The organism is Bradyrhizobium sp. USDA 327, assembly GCF_041262065.1.
Taxonomy (GTDB): Bacteria; Pseudomonadota; Alphaproteobacteria; order Rhizobiales; family Xanthobacteraceae; genus Bradyrhizobium; species Bradyrhizobium liaoningense.
In genome coordinates this window covers 5,763,472-5,778,843 of sequence record NZ_JBGCCW010000001.1, presented here as the reverse complement: position 1 = coordinate 5,778,843, position 15,372 = coordinate 5,763,472, and the positions used below count along the sequence as shown (strand labels likewise).

General features: G+C 65.3%; 16 protein-coding genes and 1 pseudogene. 8 read left to right on the top strand and 9 right to left on the bottom strand.

The genetic code is table 11. The features are described 5' to 3' along the window. Positions 1-41: 41 nt before the first annotated feature. Positions 42-2,114 carry an excinuclease ABC subunit UvrC gene (uvrC, locus tag ABIA42_RS27290; RefSeq protein ID WP_370119295.1) on the bottom strand — a complete coding sequence of 691 codons (2,073 nt, stop codon included), beginning with the start codon at positions 2,112-2,114 and terminating at the stop codon, positions 42-44. 236 nt (positions 2,115-2,350) lie between these two features. Between uvrC and ABIA42_RS27285 the strand changes: the two genes are divergently transcribed. Beyond that, positions 2,351-2,974, top strand: coding sequence for an outer membrane protein (locus ABIA42_RS27285; protein WP_028176630.1), 624 nt, complete (start codon positions 2,351-2,353; stop codon positions 2,972-2,974). Between the two features lie 70 nt (positions 2,975-3,044). On the opposite strand, the gene ABIA42_RS27280 is transcribed toward ABIA42_RS27285, so the two are convergent. The 4 genes from ABIA42_RS27280 to ABIA42_RS27265 all read right to left on the bottom strand — a co-directional run bounded on the left by ABIA42_RS27280 (position 3,045) and on the right by ABIA42_RS27265 (position 5,742). Continuing rightward, entirely contained in the window at positions 3,045-3,260 is a 216-nt protein-coding gene (locus ABIA42_RS27280) for a cold-shock protein (RefSeq protein ID WP_028176631.1), read from the bottom strand. Positions 3,261-3,522: 262 nt separating this feature from the next. Beyond that, on the bottom strand, positions 3,523-4,383 hold the full coding sequence (locus tag ABIA42_RS27275) for a 23S rRNA (adenine(2030)-N(6))-methyltransferase RlmJ (RefSeq protein WP_370119299.1): 861 nt from the start codon (positions 4,381-4,383) through the stop codon (positions 3,523-3,525). A gap of 84 nt (positions 4,384-4,467) precedes the next feature. After that, entirely contained in the window at positions 4,468-5,160 is a 693-nt protein-coding gene (locus ABIA42_RS27270; RefSeq protein ID WP_370143672.1) for a ribonuclease T, read from the bottom strand. Between the two features lie 120 nt (positions 5,161-5,280). Further along, positions 5,281-5,742: a hypothetical protein gene (locus ABIA42_RS27265; protein WP_370119302.1), complete on the bottom strand. Its 462-nt coding sequence runs from the start codon at positions 5,740-5,742 to the stop codon at positions 5,281-5,283. Positions 5,743-5,926: 184 nt separating this feature from the next. On the opposite strand from ABIA42_RS27265, the gene ABIA42_RS27260 reads away from it, so the two are divergent. Both ABIA42_RS27260 and ABIA42_RS27255 read left to right on the top strand, forming a co-directional pair. Beyond that, positions 5,927-6,214 (top strand): hypothetical protein, encoded by a 288-nt coding sequence (locus ABIA42_RS27260; RefSeq protein ID WP_028176635.1) that lies wholly within the window; start codon positions 5,927-5,929, stop codon positions 6,212-6,214. Between the two features lie 44 nt (positions 6,215-6,258). Then, positions 6,259-6,789 carry a DUF3617 domain-containing protein gene (locus ABIA42_RS27255; RefSeq protein ID WP_370119304.1) on the top strand — a complete coding sequence of 177 codons (531 nt, stop codon included), beginning with the start codon at positions 6,259-6,261 and terminating at the stop codon, positions 6,787-6,789. A 58-nt stretch (positions 6,790-6,847) separates the two neighbouring features. Here the strand turns inward: ABIA42_RS27255 and ABIA42_RS27250 are convergent, their stop codons facing one another. From ABIA42_RS27250 to ABIA42_RS27240, 3 genes are read right to left on the bottom strand one after another with little or no spacing between them, the layout of a single operon-like run. After that, on the bottom strand, positions 6,848-8,236 hold the full coding sequence (locus tag ABIA42_RS27250) for an ATP-binding protein (RefSeq protein ID WP_370119307.1): 1,389 nt from the start codon (positions 8,234-8,236) through the stop codon (positions 6,848-6,850). A 24-nt stretch (positions 8,237-8,260) separates the two neighbouring features. Continuing rightward, positions 8,261-8,992 (bottom strand): response regulator, encoded by a 732-nt coding sequence (locus tag ABIA42_RS27245; protein ID WP_271532029.1) that lies wholly within the window; start codon positions 8,990-8,992, stop codon positions 8,261-8,263. Further along, the gene (locus ABIA42_RS27240; RefSeq protein ID WP_370119310.1) at positions 8,989-9,531 is read right to left on the bottom strand and encodes a MarR family winged helix-turn-helix transcriptional regulator; all 543 of its coding nucleotides are present in this window, start codon (positions 9,529-9,531) and stop codon (positions 8,989-8,991) included. The genes ABIA42_RS27245 and ABIA42_RS27240 overlap by 4 nt, the downstream gene beginning before the upstream one ends. A 338-nt stretch (positions 9,532-9,869) precedes the next feature. Between ABIA42_RS27240 and ABIA42_RS27235 the strand changes: the two are divergent. The 5 genes and pseudogenes from ABIA42_RS27235 to ABIA42_RS27215 all read left to right on the top strand — a co-directional run bounded on the left by ABIA42_RS27235 (position 9,870) and on the right by ABIA42_RS27215 (position 14,277). After that, positions 9,870-10,953 (top strand): annotated as a pseudogene (locus ABIA42_RS27235) (branched-chain amino acid aminotransferase). 265 nt (positions 10,954-11,218) lie between these two features. Further along, positions 11,219-11,743, top strand: a complete 525-nt coding sequence (locus ABIA42_RS27230; protein ID WP_271532035.1) for a YegJ family protein — start codon at positions 11,219-11,221, stop codon at positions 11,741-11,743. Between the two features lie 166 nt (positions 11,744-11,909). Continuing rightward, positions 11,910-13,430, top strand: coding sequence for a histidine--tRNA ligase (gene hisS, locus ABIA42_RS27225; protein WP_370119316.1), 1,521 nt, complete (start codon positions 11,910-11,912; stop codon positions 13,428-13,430). Positions 13,431-13,556: 126 nt separating this feature from the next. After that, positions 13,557-13,760, top strand: coding sequence for a tautomerase family protein (locus tag ABIA42_RS27220; RefSeq protein ID WP_025033847.1), 204 nt, complete (start codon positions 13,557-13,559; stop codon positions 13,758-13,760). Positions 13,761-13,872: 112 nt separating this feature from the next. Beyond that, entirely contained in the window at positions 13,873-14,277 is a 405-nt protein-coding gene (locus ABIA42_RS27215) for a thioesterase family protein (RefSeq protein WP_271532039.1), read from the top strand. A 125-nt stretch (positions 14,278-14,402) separates the two neighbouring features. On the opposite strand, the gene proC is transcribed toward ABIA42_RS27215, so the two are convergent. Beyond that, on the bottom strand, positions 14,403-15,227 hold the full coding sequence (proC, locus tag ABIA42_RS27210) for a pyrroline-5-carboxylate reductase (protein WP_370119319.1): 825 nt from the start codon (positions 15,225-15,227) through the stop codon (positions 14,403-14,405). Between the last annotated feature and the right edge of the window lie 145 nt (positions 15,228-15,372).

The window sequence follows — 15,372 nt, the reverse complement described above, 5'->3', positions numbered from 1 at the left end:
TGCGGGATACGACGACCATATGACCGCGGTCCCCCTTTAGTTCATCCCGGCTGGGGATGGAAATACTCGAAAATCCTGCGGGCGCTCTCGGCGCTCACCCCCGGAACCTTGCCGAGATCGGCGATCGAGGCCCGCTCGATCTCCTTCAGGGTCCCGAAATGATGCAGCAAGGCACGTTTGCGTGACGGGCCGATGCCCGGAATCTCCTGCAAGCCGGCCTCGCGGATGTCCTTCTTGCGCAGCTTGCGGTGCGAACCGATGACGAAGCGGTGGGCCTCGTCGCGCAGGCGCTGAATGAAATAGAGCACGGGATCGCGCGGCTCGAGCTTGATGGCCTCGCGTTCCGGCATGAACAGGGTCTCACGGCCGGCATCCCGGTCCGGTCCCTTGGCGACCGACATCAGCGACACCTCCGTCAGGCCGAGATTTGCAAAGATCTCGCGGACGGCGTTGAGCTGCCCGCGGCCGCCGTCGATGATCACGAGGTCGGGCCATTGCGGGAAGTCGTCGTCCTTCGCCTTGGCTGCACCCTCCTCGGGCGGATTGATCAGGCGCTTGAAGCGGCGCTCCAGCACTTCGCGCATCATGGCGTAATCGTCGCCGGGCGTCAGTCCTTCCGACTTGATGTTGAACTTGCGGTACTGATTCTTCACGAAGCCGTCGGGTCCCGCGACGATCATGGCACCGACCGCATTGGTGCCCTGGATGTGGCTGTTGTCGTAGACCTCGATGCGCTTGGGCGGGTGCGGCAGGTTCAACGTCGCGGCCATGGCGTCCAGCAGGCGGCCTTGCGTCGCGGTGTCCGCGAGCTTGCGGCCGAGCGCCTCGCGCGCATTGGTCAGCGCGTGGGTGACGAGCTCCTTCTTCTCGCCGCGCTTGGGCGCCGTGACCTCGACCTTGTGGCCGGCCTTGATCGACAGCGCATTGCCGAGCAGCTCGCTCTCCTCGATCTCGTGCGACAGCAGGATGTTCTTCGGGGGCGGCTTGTCGTCGTAGAACTGGGCGAGGAACGAGCCGAGCACTTCTTCCGGCGTAAAGGTCTTTTCCGCGCGTGGGAAATAGGCGCGGTTGCCCCAGTTCTGGCCGGTGCGGAAGAAGAACACCTCGACGCAGGAGAAGCCACCCTCCTGGTGGATGGCGAACACGTCGGCTTCTTCCACTGTGCGCGGATTGATGCCCTGCTGCGACTGGATCGCCGAGAGCGCAGCAAGGCGGTCGCGGTAGAGCGCGGCGCGCTCGAATTCGAGCTCGTTGGCCGCCTTCTCCATCTCCCCGGCAAGCTCCTGCTTCACCGCATGGCTCTTGCCGGAGAGGAAGTCGGTCGCCTCGCGCACGAGTGTCGTATAGCCGGGAAAATCGATCTCGCGGGTGCAGGGGCCGGCGCAGCGGCGGATCTGGTAGAGCAGGCAGGGCCGGCTGCGGCTCTCGAAGAAGGAATCGGTGCAGGACCGGATCAGGAATGCGCGCTGCAGCGCCGTGATGGTTCGGTTGACCGCGCCCGCGGAGGCGAACGGGCCGAAATAGCGCCCGGGCCGGGTCTGCGCGCCGCGATGTTTCAGGATCTGCGGCGCCCAATGGTCGCCGGTGATCAGGATATAGGGAAACGACTTGTCGTCGCGCAGCTGAACGTTGAAGCGCGGCCGCAGCTGCTTGATGAGGTTCGCCTCGAGCAGCAGCGCCTCGGTCTCGGTGTTGGTCGAGACGATCTCCACGGTGACGGTGGCGGCGATCATGCGCAGGATGCGGGCCGGCAGCGGCGCACTCTGGCGCGCATAGCTGGACAGGCGCTTTTTGACGTTCTTGGCCTTGCCGACGTAGAGCACGTCGGAATTCGCATTGAGCATGCGATAGACGCCGGGCGAGGTGGGGGCGAGCCGAACCGCGCGTTCGATCGCCTCGTGGCCGGTCGCGAGCGGGCCTTCGCCGACGGCACCACTCTCTTCCAGGATATCAGGCAGCCGCGCATCGTCCTCGTCGTCGCCGCTTGCGCTGGCGGGATCGAGGTCCGGCGGCGCCGTTTCCTGTTGGATCTCCTGGGGGCCATCCGGTGCCATGCCGCGCCGGGATTTGCGCGCGCGTGCGTCGTCCGGATTGTCGGTGGAATCGTGAACCATGGGACGAATTTAGGCGCTGGGGGTGTCGATTTGAAGTTCCGGCCCTGCCGCACGCACAGGTCCCGGTAACGCTTCCTTAAGTCTGTTAACAGCGCAGTAACCCGACTTAACAGCCCTTTAACTTAAAACTCTCGATAAATCCTACGCGAAAAGTTCTTGGTTCCGTAACCATGCGGCCGGGCCGGCGCGGCGGCGCAGGCATCGTGCAGGTTGCGACAGTTGCGTTGGAGTGAGTGATGAAGGGGCTCGTTGTGGGCGCGGCCGCGTTGGTTGCAGCCGGCTGGACGGCTTCGGCAGAGGCCGCCGATCTCAGTTATGGGCAACGTGCGCCCTACACCGTTAACCAGCCGCTCAATGCCTATAGCTGGGCGGGCCCCTATCTTGGCGGCAACATCGGTTATGAATGGGGCTCGGTCGACAACAACCCCTCGAAGCCGTCGGGCTTCGTCGGCGGCGTGCAAGCCGGCTACAATTTCCAGAACGGCCCGTGGGTGTTTGGTGTCGAGGGCGACATCCAGGCCGCCGGCGCCGACGACACCTTCGCGCCGTGGAAATTCTCCAATCCGTGGTTCGGCACCCTGCGCGGCCGCGCGGGATATGCGTTCAGCAACGTGCTCTTCTACGGCACCGCCGGCCTTGCGTTCGGCGAGCTGCGTGGGCAGACCTTCGGCTGGACGGAGTCGCACACCACCGCGGGCTGGACCATCGGTGCCGGCGCGGAAGTGGGCCTCGCGCCGAACTGGAGCGTCAAGCTCGAATATCTCTACATCGATCTGTCCACGAGTCAGTTCGCGATTACGGGCGTGTCAAACGGCTATAGCGCCAACGTTGTCCGCGCAGGCGTGAACTATCACTTCTGACGTCTCAAGAAGAAAATACCGGACCAGCCTCCCGGCCGCTCGCGGCCGGGATTTTTTTGCGCCAGGCTCCCTAGGCTAGGATCACCAGGTTGACCGCCTTCGGCCCTTTCCCCTTCTTGTCCGGTTCGACTTCGAAAGTGATACGCTGTCCTTCGGCAAGGTCCTTCAGTCCCGCCCGCTCCACAGCGGTGATGTGAACGAAGACATCGCGACCGCCGTCGTCAGGCTTGATGAAACCGTAGCCGCGCTCGCCGTTGAAGAACTTGACCGTTCCCGTCATGGCCATCGGGAAACTCCCCCTCATTGCTCCTCCGCCGCGACGCAGACTCACGTCACGACATGACCGGGCCTTACGGAGCCCGGGAGCTGGCCATCCTTGGACGGACCATCGGTCCGGCCGGATCTTTCTTAGGCCTTCACTCCGCCGCAACCATTCGCGGAAGCGGAACGTAAAGCCAGTCACGGAAACAGCATAATACGGTTCTTCGCAGATTGACTACCGTTCCTGCATATTTTTCCCAAGAATGCCGGAGTGTTACGGCTTGGCTTTAAGGCTTGGGCACCTCCAATCGGAATCTGGCAGCCCCGCCCTGGCCGAGCGGCATTTCCAGTTCGGGCAGGATGGTCTTGAGCTCGCCTTGCAGCGTGTAGGGCGGATTGACGATCAAAAGCCCGGTCGATGTGAGGGGCCCGCCATCGACTTGCGGCGCAGCGCTGAATTCGAGGCGCAGGCATTTTCCCGGCGGTTTTGCTGCGGATGCGAGCCGCGCCACGAGCTGCGCCAGCGTGTCGGTGGCACGCCGGCTCTTGGCGGGATACCAGATTACATAGATACCGGTTGGCCATTTCGCGAAAGCTGCCGAGAAGGCTTCGCCGAGCCGTTCGAACTCGTCCTTGGCCTCGAAGGGCGGGTCGATCAGCACGAGGCCGCGCCGCTCCTTCGGCGGCACGAAGGCCGGCAGTGCCACCCAGCCGTCGAGATCGACCACGCGGGCCTGTTCGTCGCGGCGCAGCACGTCGATCAGCGCTTTCCGCGCCTTCGGCTCGAGCTCGCAGGCGACGAGCCGGTCCTGCGGCCTGAGCAGGCCGCGTGCGATCAACGGCGAGCCCGGATAGGCCTTGAGCTCGCCCTTCGGATTGAAGGCGCGGACGATGTCGAGATAGGGCTTGGTCAGCGCCGCGGTCTCGTTCGACAGGCGCGCCTGCAGCAGCCGCGCAATGCCGGTCAGCCATTCGCCGCCCCGGCGCGCCTCGTCGCTGTCGAGATCGTAGAGGCCGGCGCCGGCATGGGTGTCGATGACGCGGAACGCCGCCGGCTTGTCCTGCAAATAAGTGAGGATGCGCGCCAGCACGATGTGCTTGATGACATCGGCGAAGCTGCCGGCGTGGAAGGCGTGGCGGTAATTCATGGCGGAGAGTTACGACATCGCGCGATGCTGCGCATCATAGTTCGCGCGGTGCGCGCCCCGAAACGACGATCGGAGCAGTCGGCCTCAACCGCCCCTGATCGGCGGCATCGTCACCTGGTCGCGGCGGCAGGCGCGGCGCTCGATCTCGTCGCAGGCGCGGAACTGCAGGTCCCTGCTGAGGCAGATGCGGACCTCGGACAGCCGTGTCCGGTTGCAGGTGACCGAGATGCTGGCATTGCTGAGGCCCGGATTGGCCTTGATGAAGGCCTCCTCGACCTCCGCCGGCGCTACGGTCTTGGCCTGCGACAGATCGAGATAGTCGGCCGGGATCTTGATCGCGGCGCGCGCTTTCCGGATCGTCTCGAAATAGCTGCGGCCCTCGAGCCCCGAGCAGGTGCCATGCTTGTCCCATTCGTTGAAGATCAGGCCCGGCGCCGGCATCAAATCGAGCATCGAGGACACGATGTTGCGGTTCAGCCGCGGCGCCGGCCGCTGGCAATATTCCGGGAAGCCATTCTCATATTGCGGCCACAGCCCATGCACGACGAAAGCGTAGGGCCGTCCGCCGCACTGGATCTGGGAACGGCCGCCACGCTCGGCCGCCTCTTCGCAGAACGAGGGCGACCATGACAGCGCGAGCACATAGAAGTCGAACTCGCCCGGCGCGTTCTGCCGCTTGTCCTGGGCTTTCGCGCCGCCGGCGAGCGTTGCCAGCCCGGCGGCGAGGGTCAGCGAGATCATCAAACGGGAGAACGAACGCAATCTGGGATGAAACATGGCAACGCCCCTCAACTAGACTGTGCACACAGCCTAGCAGTCGAATAGAACATTTCAAGAACAAAATTCGAAGCGGCTGTCGTCTGCCGGTTGGTCAGCCCGAATCAGGCGCTCTTCGGATCAGGGCTTGGCGGCGCGGCAAGCCGGATTGTAGGCCCAGTTGCGGTCGAGCCCGACCACGCACCATTCGACGCCATCGCCATAGCCGGCGAAACCAGCATCCTCGGCGATCGAGAAGTGCACTTTGCGCACCTTGCCGTCATTGAGCATGGCATCGCCAGTGCAATAGCGGCGGGGAATGTTGTCGGACTGCCAGGGCCTGAACGCGACCTCGTGAACGGCGGAGAAGCCGGTGATCTTCAACGAGGAATTCCAGAACGAGCTCTCTTTTTCCCAGAACTGGGTGGCGATCGTCGGCAGAGCCTTGTCGCAATCGACGACGGCGCCGTCGTAGCGCGGTCCGCTCAGCCAGAAATTCAGTTCAAGTGGATTGGCGGCCTTGGCCTCGCCGAGCGACAGCGCCCCGAACATGAGGCCGAGCAGGGCGGCAAAGCGAAGCGATTTCGGGGAGGGGGCGCGCATGGTCAATCCAGACAGCTTAGGTCTTGCGAAGCTCAGACGGTGCCGCGAAGGCCGGGGGAGGTCAAGTGCAGCGCGGCAACACTTGGCCAGGAGTTGACCAGGACGTCGCGGCTAACCGGGCTTCTGTTCTTTTCACTTCCATCCCGGCACCGTAGACTGGCGCCAGCCAACTGGAGTGACGGGAATGCGAATCATTGCGGCCGCTGGCCTTCTTGCCCTGGGTATGATGGCGAGCCAGTCGGCGCGCGCCGATATCGTGCCGCCGTTCAAGGGCAACGACACCGGCGGGATCATCGCCTATTCGATGGCGACCCGGGTCGACGCGCGTCAGGTCGCTGTCGATCACTGCGCACGCTACGGCAAGGTCGCCAAATTCCTGGCGGTGCAGGGCTATGACGGCGGTTACATCTCTTTCGCCTGCCGCTGGGTGCCCTATGGTGCCGCCGAGCAGCCGATCCGGACGCTTTACTGAGGCGCTGTCGAAGGTCCGCACTCTCTCAGCCGGGAGCCCTCCACATGAGGTGCAAACTCGCTTTGCTCGGCGCGGCCACTTGTCTCGTGTTGTCGGCAGGCACCGCGAGCGCCGACGATTTGCCGGTGCGCAAGGCTGGTCTTTGGGAAATGAAGCTGGTCACGACCGGCTCGCCGGTGCCCGAGATGACCATGCAGCACTGCACCGACGAGACCGTCGACAAGGAGATGAGCAACAACGTCTCCCCGATGGCCAAGCAGATCTGCGCCAAGCAGGAGATCAAGAAGACCGCGACCGGCTATGTCAGCGATTCCGAGTGCAACGTCGCCGGCGTCAGCACGACCTCGCATGCCGAAATCACCGGTGATTTCAACTCGGCCTACACGGTGAAGACCACTTCGCACGCAAAAGGCGGCGTTGCCGGTGCGGCGGGGCGCGATAGCACCACGACGCTGCAAGCCAAGTGGCTGGGAGCCTGCAAGCCGGATCAGAAGCCCGGTGACATCGTCATGCCCGGCGGCTTCAAGATGAACACGCGCGATATGGACAAGCTGAAGGCGCTGCTGCCGAAGTAGGATTTGCTCGCCGCGCAGGCGGTGCGGCTCCCTCGCCCGTTCTTGAGGCAGGAGCAACCTACACCGGAATCCGCACGCTCGCCCTTAGTCCCCCCATCGGGCTGTCGCCGAGCGTGATGTCGCCGCCATGCGAGCGGGCGATGTCGCGGGCGATGGCGAGGCCGAGGCCGGTGCCGCCTTCGTCCTGGTTGCGGGCGTTGTCCAGCCGCAGGAACGGCTTGAACACCTCTTCGCGCAAGTGAGCGGGAATGCCGGGGCCGTCGTCGTCGACCGTGATGGTCAAATAACGGTGATCGCGCTGGCCGGTGATCGCGATGTTCCTGCCGTAGCGCGCCGCGTTGGTGACGAGGTTGGCGAGGCAGCGCTTGAACGAGGCCGGCTTCACCGTCACCACGGGCAGGCCGTGGAACGCGACGGTCGCGATGTGGCCGTGGCGTTCGGCATCGCTCCGCAGCTCTTCGAGGGCCTGGGCCATGTCGGTCGGTTGCGACTGCTCGCCGGAATCGCCGCGGGCGAAGGCGAGGTAATCCTCCAGCATCATCGACATCTCGTCGACATCCTTGCGCATGCCCTCGAGCTCCGGACTGTCGCCGATCAGCGCCAGCTCGAGCTTGAAGCGGGTCAGGATGGTGCGCAGATCGTGGCTGACGCCGGCGAGCATCGCGGTACGCTGCTCCATCGTGCGCTCGATGCGCGACTTCATTTCGAGGAAGGCGACTGCCGCACGCCGCACCTCGCGCGCGCCCCTCGGGCGAAAGTTCGGCGCCTCGCGGCCCTTGCCGAAGCTCTCGGCGGCATCGGCAAGGCGCAGGATCGGCTTGATCTGGTTGCGCAGGAACAGCACCGCGACGATCAAGAGGATCGAGGACGTCCCGACCATCCAGAACAGGAAGATCTCCGAGTTCGAGGCATAGGCGGCGCTGCGCTGCGCGAACACGCGCATCACGGCGTCGTCGAGCTGGATGCGGATCTCGACGAGGTTGGAGCGGCCGACCGTGTCGATCCAGAACGAGCGCCCGATCTGGCGGCCGAGCTGCACCGACAGCGTCTGGTCGAGCAGCGAGAAGAACGGTTTTGGTCCCGGCGGCGGCATGTCGCCGGGGGGCAGGAAATCGACCACGAGGCCGAGTCGCTGCTGCGCGATGCGGCGGATCTGGTCACGGTCCTTGTCCTGCGGATAGCCCTTGTAGACATCGATCAGCGCAGCGATGTCCTGCACCACCGCAGCCGACAGACGGCGCGTCACCGTGTTCCAGTGCCGTTCCATGAACACGAAGGCGACGACCGATTGCAGCACCACCATCGGCACGATCATGATGAGAAGCGCGCGGGCGTAGAGGCCGGTCGGCATCCAGCCCTTGAACGCGTTGCCCATCCAGCCATTGACGGCGGAGACGCGGCCGGCGGCGCTTCGCAGCAGCGTCAGGCCGGTATCGATCGTGCTCATCGGTCGCGCTTCACTGCTCAGGTCTCAAGGCGAAGCCACCAGCCGATAGCCGATGCCGCGCACCGCCTGCAGAAACAGCGGATTGGCGGGGTCGGTCTCGATCTTGCGCCTGAGGCGGTTGATCTGCACGTCGACGGCGCGCTCGTTGACGCTGCCGTTGCCGGTCAGCGCACTGCGCGGCACGGTCTCTCCCGGTGTTTCCGAGAGAATCCGCAGCATCTCGCGCTCGCGGTCGGTGAGATGGATGACCTCCTCGCCCTGGCGCAATTCGCCGCGCTCGAGATGGTAGACGTAGGGACCGAAGGCAATTTTCTCCACGATCGCGACCTGTGGCGGCGGGGCGGCGCGCTTGAGGATGTTGTTGATGCGCAGCGCGAGCTCGCGCGGCTCGAATGGCTTTGCCACGTAATCGTCGGCGCCGATCTGCAAGCCCTCGATGCGCGCTTCCGCCTCGTGCCGCGCCGTCAGCATCACGATCGGCACCGAGGAGGAGGTCCGGATGAAGCGGGCGAGATCGAAGCCGGTCTCGCCCGGCATCATGACGTCGAGGATCAGGAGGTCGAAATGCAAGCCCAGCAGTTTCGAGCGTGCATCGCCGGCGCTCGCTGCGGTGGTGACGCGGTAGCCTTCACTGGCGAGAAAGCGCGAGAGCAGATCGCGGATGCGGCGGTCGTCGTCGACCAGCAGCAGATGCGGGGCGTCGTCGGCGGGTTGCACCGGCGGGCGGGCGAGCGTGGCAGCGAGCGACACGGTCACTCCTTTGTGTCGTGGTTGACGGAAGCGAAGATCGTCTCGAGCACCTTGTCCGGATCGTCTCGGTCGATCATCGCGCGCAGGAAGCGCTTCACGGTCTCGGCATCCTGCGGAGCCATCTCCGCGAGCGCCCTGTTGATCCGCGTGGTCTGCAGGCCGGCGAGCTTCTGCACCAGCGCCTCGCCCTTCGGCGTCGCGTAGAGCAGGCGCTGGCGGCGATCATTGTCGCCGGTCTTCTGCACGATGTAGCCCTCGTCCAGCAGCTGCTTGAGCACGCGGCCAAGCGACTGCTTGGTGATGCGCAGGACGTCGAGGAGATCGGCGACCTTGAGGCCGGGATAGCGGTAGACGAAATGCAGGACGCGGTGGTGGGCCCGGCCGAAGCCGAACGCCTCCAGCTCCTGGTCGGGATCGCCGACGAAGTCGCGGTAGGCGAAGAACAGCAGCTCGATGATATCCCAGCGCAAATTGCCTCCACCGTCTGCGGCCGGCCTGGGCTCGGCGGCGTCGTGAGGGGAAGTCACGAAATTTATGTCAGGCATATTGACGTATCTTGGGTTCAATGTTACAAAACGATCGACCCGCACGAAATTTTAGATCGCTTCGCGTCGGGTAGCATCGAAGCAAGGCGCCGGAGAGAGCCGGACAGGCGACGACGGCCGGATCAGATCTACCGTGCGATTGTCGAGCGGCATTTCGGCAAAACATACTGGACTTCCGCCTTCCGCAAAAGCATGTCCTCGCCGACATGCTGTCCACGGAAACCGGCCGTAAAAAGGCTGGCGGTGGTCCGGCAGAAACCAATCGAAGCCAGCCGGGCCCCGAAATCGGGCAGGCGGGCGCCAGAACAGCGCCGCCACCGGCAGCGGGAGGCAAGGACATGAGCATGAAATTCGACATCCAGCCCGCACCCAATCCAACCCCTGAGAAGGACCGCGTCGCCAAGCTGGTGGACCCCGGCTTCGGACGGGTCTTCACCGATCACATGGCGATCGTCCGCTACAGCCAGGCCAAGGGCGGCTGGTACGAGGCGCGGATCGAGGCGCGCGCCAACTTCCAGCTCGATCCGGCCGGCGCGGTCCTGCACTACGCGCCAGGAAATCTTCGAGGGGCTCAAGGCCTACAAGCGCGACGACGGCGGGGTGAACCTGTTCCGCCCCGACGCCAATGCGCGGCGCTTCAGGGACTCGGCCGACCGCATGGCAATGGCCCAGCTGCCGGAAGACGTCTTCATCGAGGCGGTCGATCAGGTCGTGCGCATCGACCGGGCCTGGATTCCGGGCGGCGAGGGCAGCCTTTACCTGCGCCCCTTCATGATCGCGAGCGAGAACTTCCTCGGCGTCAAGCCGTCGTCCGACTACATTTTTGCGGTGATCGCTTCGCCGGTCGGCTCCTACTTCAAGGGCGGGCCTGCGCCGGTCTCGATCTGGGTGTCCGAGAATTATACCCGCGCCGCGGTCGGCGGCACCGGCGCCGTCAAATGCGGCGGCAACTATGCCGCGAGCCTGCGCGCCCAGGCCGAAGCGATCCAGCACGGCTGCGATCAGGTCGTCTTCCTCGACTCGGTCGAGCGCCGCTACATCGAGGAGCTCGGCGGCATGAACGTGTTCTTCGTGTTCGACGACGGCTCGCTCTCGACGCCGCCGCTCGGCACCATTCTGCCCGGCATCACCCGCGACTCCATCATCACGCTCGCCCGCGATGCCGGCAAGACCGTGCGCGAGGAGCCGTACTCGCTCGACCAGTGGCGCAAGGATGCGGCCAGCGGCAGGCTGAAGGAAGCCTTCGCCTGCGGCACCGCCGCGGTGATCTCCCCGATCGGCAAGGTGCGCTCGGTGAGCGGCGACTTCGACATCTCGGGCGGCGCCGCCGGCCCGGTCGCCATGGGCCTGCGCAAGCAGCTCGTCGACATCCAGTACGGTCGCACCAACGATCCGCACAACTGGATCCGGAAGGTGTTTTGAGGTCTTCACCCTCCCCTGGAGGGGGAGGGTCGATCGCGCGAAGCGTGAGCGGGGTGGGGTGATTTCTCCACTTGGGCAGTGTTCGATGTGGAGAGACCGTCACCCCACCCCGTCTCTCATCTTCGCGCCCGCTCAGATGCGAGCCGACCCTCCCCCTCCAGGGGAGGGTAAGAAGCGCAACGTTTGTGGCTTATTGCGCACTGAACGCGCTGCTGCCGACATGCGACAAAGCCAGGACACAACAAGCATCCTGGACATTCCGATCATGGCAGCAAAACTCTCCCAGCCCATGAAATGGGTCGTTCTCGCCGCAATCACCGGCCTCTCCGTCTTCGGCATCCTGGCCATCGGCCCGACGCACGAGGTGGTCGCGCAAGACCGCTCGCCGATCGTCGACGTGCGCACCAGCGATCCCGAGATGAACGCGGCGATTGCGCGGGCCCGGGGCACGCTCCCGACCTTCTGGGCCTCCTACGAATCGGCGAAGCCGGCAGAGACCGGGCACGCCCTGAAGGTGCGCTTCTCGACCCGCAAGGGTGGCGAGCACATCTGGATTGGCGAGGTGAAAAAGCTGCCAAATGGCACCTATTCCGGCCTCTTCGGCAACGAGCCGCGCGACATGCCCGGCAAGCACGCCGGCGACAAGGTCTCGTTCAGCGACGCCGACATCTCGGACTGGATGTTCATGCGCAACGGCAAGATCGTCGGCGGCGAGACCATCAAGCCGACGCTGAAATCGCTGCCGAAGGCGGATGCCGACGCCCTCAGGGCCCGGATGGAGCAGCCGTAAAAGTTGGCCGTCATTCCGGGATGGTCCGAAGGACCAGACCTCAGGTGCGCAATTGCGCACCGGGGAATCTCGAGATTCCGGGTTCGATGCTTGCGCATCGCCCCGGAATGACGGCGTCCCCTAAGCACCGGTTGCCGCCCCGCGCCCCGGCTGGTAAACGCCGCGCATGGCCGAGAAACCCAAAAAACCCCAGAAACTGAAGGCGCGTCTGCCGCGCGGGCTCGAGGATCGCGATCCCTCAGCGATCCGGGCGACGCGCGAGATGGTCGAGAAGATCCGCGCCGTCTATGAGCTCTACGGTTTCGAGCCGGTGGAGACGCCGGCGATGGAATACACCGACGCGCTCGGCAAATTCCTGCCCGATCAGGATCGTCCGAACGAGGGCGTGTTCTCGTTCCAGGACGATGACGAGCAGTGGATCAGCCTGCGTTACGACCTGACCGCACCGCTGGCGCGCTACGTCGGCGAGCGCTACGGTACCGACGGTCTGGTCTTGCCGTACCGCAGCTACCGCGTCGGCTATGTCTTCCGCAACGAGAAGCCCGGCCCTGGCCGCTTCCGCCAGTTCATGCAGTTCGACGCCGACACGGTGGGCTCGGCGACGTCGGCGGCGGATGCCGAGATCTGCATGATGGCGGCCGACACGATGGAGGCGCTCGGCATTCAGCGCGGCCAGTACGTCGTGAAGGTCAACAACCGCAAAGTGCTCGACGGCGTTCTGGAAGCCATTGGGCTCGCCGGTGACGAGAACGCAGGCCGCAGGCTGACCGTGCTGCGCGCGATCGACAAGCTCGACAAGTTTTCCGCCGACGAAGTGCGCAAGCTGCTCGGTTCCGGACGATGGGACGGCGGTGAAGAAGGCAAGGGCGACTTCACCAAAGGCGCCAACCTGAGCGCGCCGGAAGCCGACGTCGTTCTCGCCATCACCAAGCCGCGCGACGATTGGAAGGAAGCCATCGCCGCGGCGGAAGCCTACCTCGCCAAGAGCGAAGTGGGGCAGGCCGGCGTGAGCGAGCTTGAAGAGATCGCCAAGCTGGTGACGGCGTCGGGTTATGGCGCGGATCGCATCAAGATCGATCCCTCCGTCGTGCGCGGCCTCGAATATTACACCGGCCCGGTTTACGAGGTCGAACTGCTGCTCGACACCACGGACGAGAAGGGCCGCCCGGTGCGGTTCGGCTCGGTTGGCGGCGGCGGGCGCTACGACGGCCTCGTCTCGCGCTTCCGCGGCGAGCCGGTGCCGGCGACCGGTTTCTCGATCGGCGTGTCGCGGCTCCAGGCCGCGCTGACGCTGCTCGGCAAGCTGGACACGCGGCCGGAATTCGGCCCCGTCGTCGTCACGGTGTTCGACCGCGACCGTGTCGCCGACTACCAGAAGATGGTGGCAAGCCTGCGCACTGCCGGCATCCGCGCCGAGCTCTATCTCGGCAATCCCAAGAACATGGGCAACCAGCTCAAATATGCCGACCGCCGCAACTCACCTTGCGTCATCATCCAGGGCTCGGATGAAAAGGCGCGCGGCGAGGTGCAGGTCAAGGACCTGATCGAAGGCGCGAAGGCAGCCGCCGCGATCGCCTCCAACCAGGAATGGCGCGAGACCCGGCCGGCGCAGTTCTCGTGCAGCGAAGCCGATCTGGTTTCAAAGGTGCGTGAGGTCCTCGCGCGCCATGACGTAAAGTGGGGATAGCCATTCCGGCAGGTCGTCATGCCCGGGCTTGTCCCGGGCATCCACGTCTTGTTTGATGGAAAAGAACGTGGATGGCCGGGACAAGCCCGGCCATGACGACAGCAGCGGAGCAGCAGGGAGAGAAAAATGCCTGAGATCACCATCAGCATGGCCGAAGGCCGCACCGACGAGCAGAAGGCCGGCATGATGCGCGACATCACGCAGGCGCTGGTGAAGAATCTCGGCGTCGATGCCGATGCCGTCGTCATCCAGATCAACGAAGCCCCGCTCCGCCACAAGATGAAGGGCGGCAAGACCTTCGTGGAACGCGCGGCGGCGGCGAAGAAGTGACGCGTTAGCGTCATTCCGGGGCGCGCGAAGCGCGAACCCGGAATCTCGTGCCGCAAACTTCTGGATTCCGGGTTCGGCGCTACGCGCCGCCCCGGAATGACGAGCAAGCACCATGGACGCACGCGATTTCATCAAGGCCGGCATGAGTGCCGAGCGAACGCTGGTGGTCCCGGCTGAGCGCACGGTCGGGCATTTCGTGCCCGGCATGCCGTTTGTCTATGCGACCCCGATGATGATCCTGGAGATGGAGATGACGGCGGGCGATGCGATCCGCGCTGCGCTTCAGCCGGGCTGGGTCACGGTCGGCACCGAGGTCGACATCCGCCATCTTGCCGCGGCGCTGGTCGGCGCGACGGTGCGGACCACGGCGAAGGTGTTTGCGGTCGAGCGCCGCGTCATCCGTTTCGAGGTCGAGGCCTTCGAGGGCACGCGCAAGCTCGGCGAGGGCCGCCATGCGCGCGGTCTCGTCAATGTCGAGATGTTCAACAAGCGGCTTGGGGCTGGCACGACGCCGTAGGTTCGGCAAAGGCGCGAAGCGCCGTGCCCATTTTCCTCCAACGCGATGAAGGTGGTTGGGCATGCTTCCGCCTTCGCTCTTCGAGCTACGGCGGACAGGTCGCTTTGCCCACTCTATGGCACCTGTTACTTCGCCAGCTCCTTCGATCGCCTCGTCGCCGCCGCGATCGCGCGGATCATGAGATCGCGCAGGCCGGGCTCGCCCATCAGCACGCCGAGGGCCGCGGCGGTGGTGCCGCCGGGCGAGGTGACGTTCTGGCGCAGCGTGGCCGAGGGAAGCTCCGACTGGTGCAGCAGCTCGCCGGAGCCGGCGACGGTCTCGCGGGCGAGCTTGGTCGCCAGCGCTTCGGGCAATCCTGCCTCGACGCCGGCGCGCGCGAGCTCCTCTGCGAGCAGGAACACATAGGCCGGCCCCGAGCCGGACACGGCGGTGACCGCGTCCATCAGGCCTTCGTCCTCGACCCATTCGACCGCGCCGGTGGCGCGCAGCAGCGCATCGGCCACGTCACGCTGGGCGGCGCTGACGTCCTGGGCTGCGACCGCGACGGTGATGCCGCGGCCGATCGCAGCCGGCGTGTTCGGCATCGCGCGCACCACGGCGCCGCCGCAGACTTCGGCAAGCGAGGCGATCGTGGTGCCCGCCATGATCGAGACCACCGAGGTCCTGTCCGAGACGAACGACTTCAGCTTGGCGCCGGCCTCGCGGAACATCTGCGGCTTCACCGCGACGACCAGCGTCTCGACGGGGCCGGCGGTCTTCACATCGGGATTGAGCATGACGCCCTTGGCGGCAAGCGCGGAGATCTCGGGCGCAATGTGCGGATCGATCACCGCGACGCGGCGTGGATCGAGCCCGCCCGCCAGCCATCCCGTCAGCATCGCGCCGCCCATCTTGCCGGCGCCGGCGAGGAGGATGGTGCCGGTGATGTCTTGAAGGGTGCTGTTCGCCATCGCTGCTGCCACAAATTCGCTGTCGTCCCTGGGAACGCAGGGACCCCGCGCGAGCGCTCGCGCTCGTCGCATACCACAGGCGGTTCTAGTGGATGGAGGGCAGAGCAACAAGCGTCGTGCCACAAGCGGCATCACGCGGTATGGG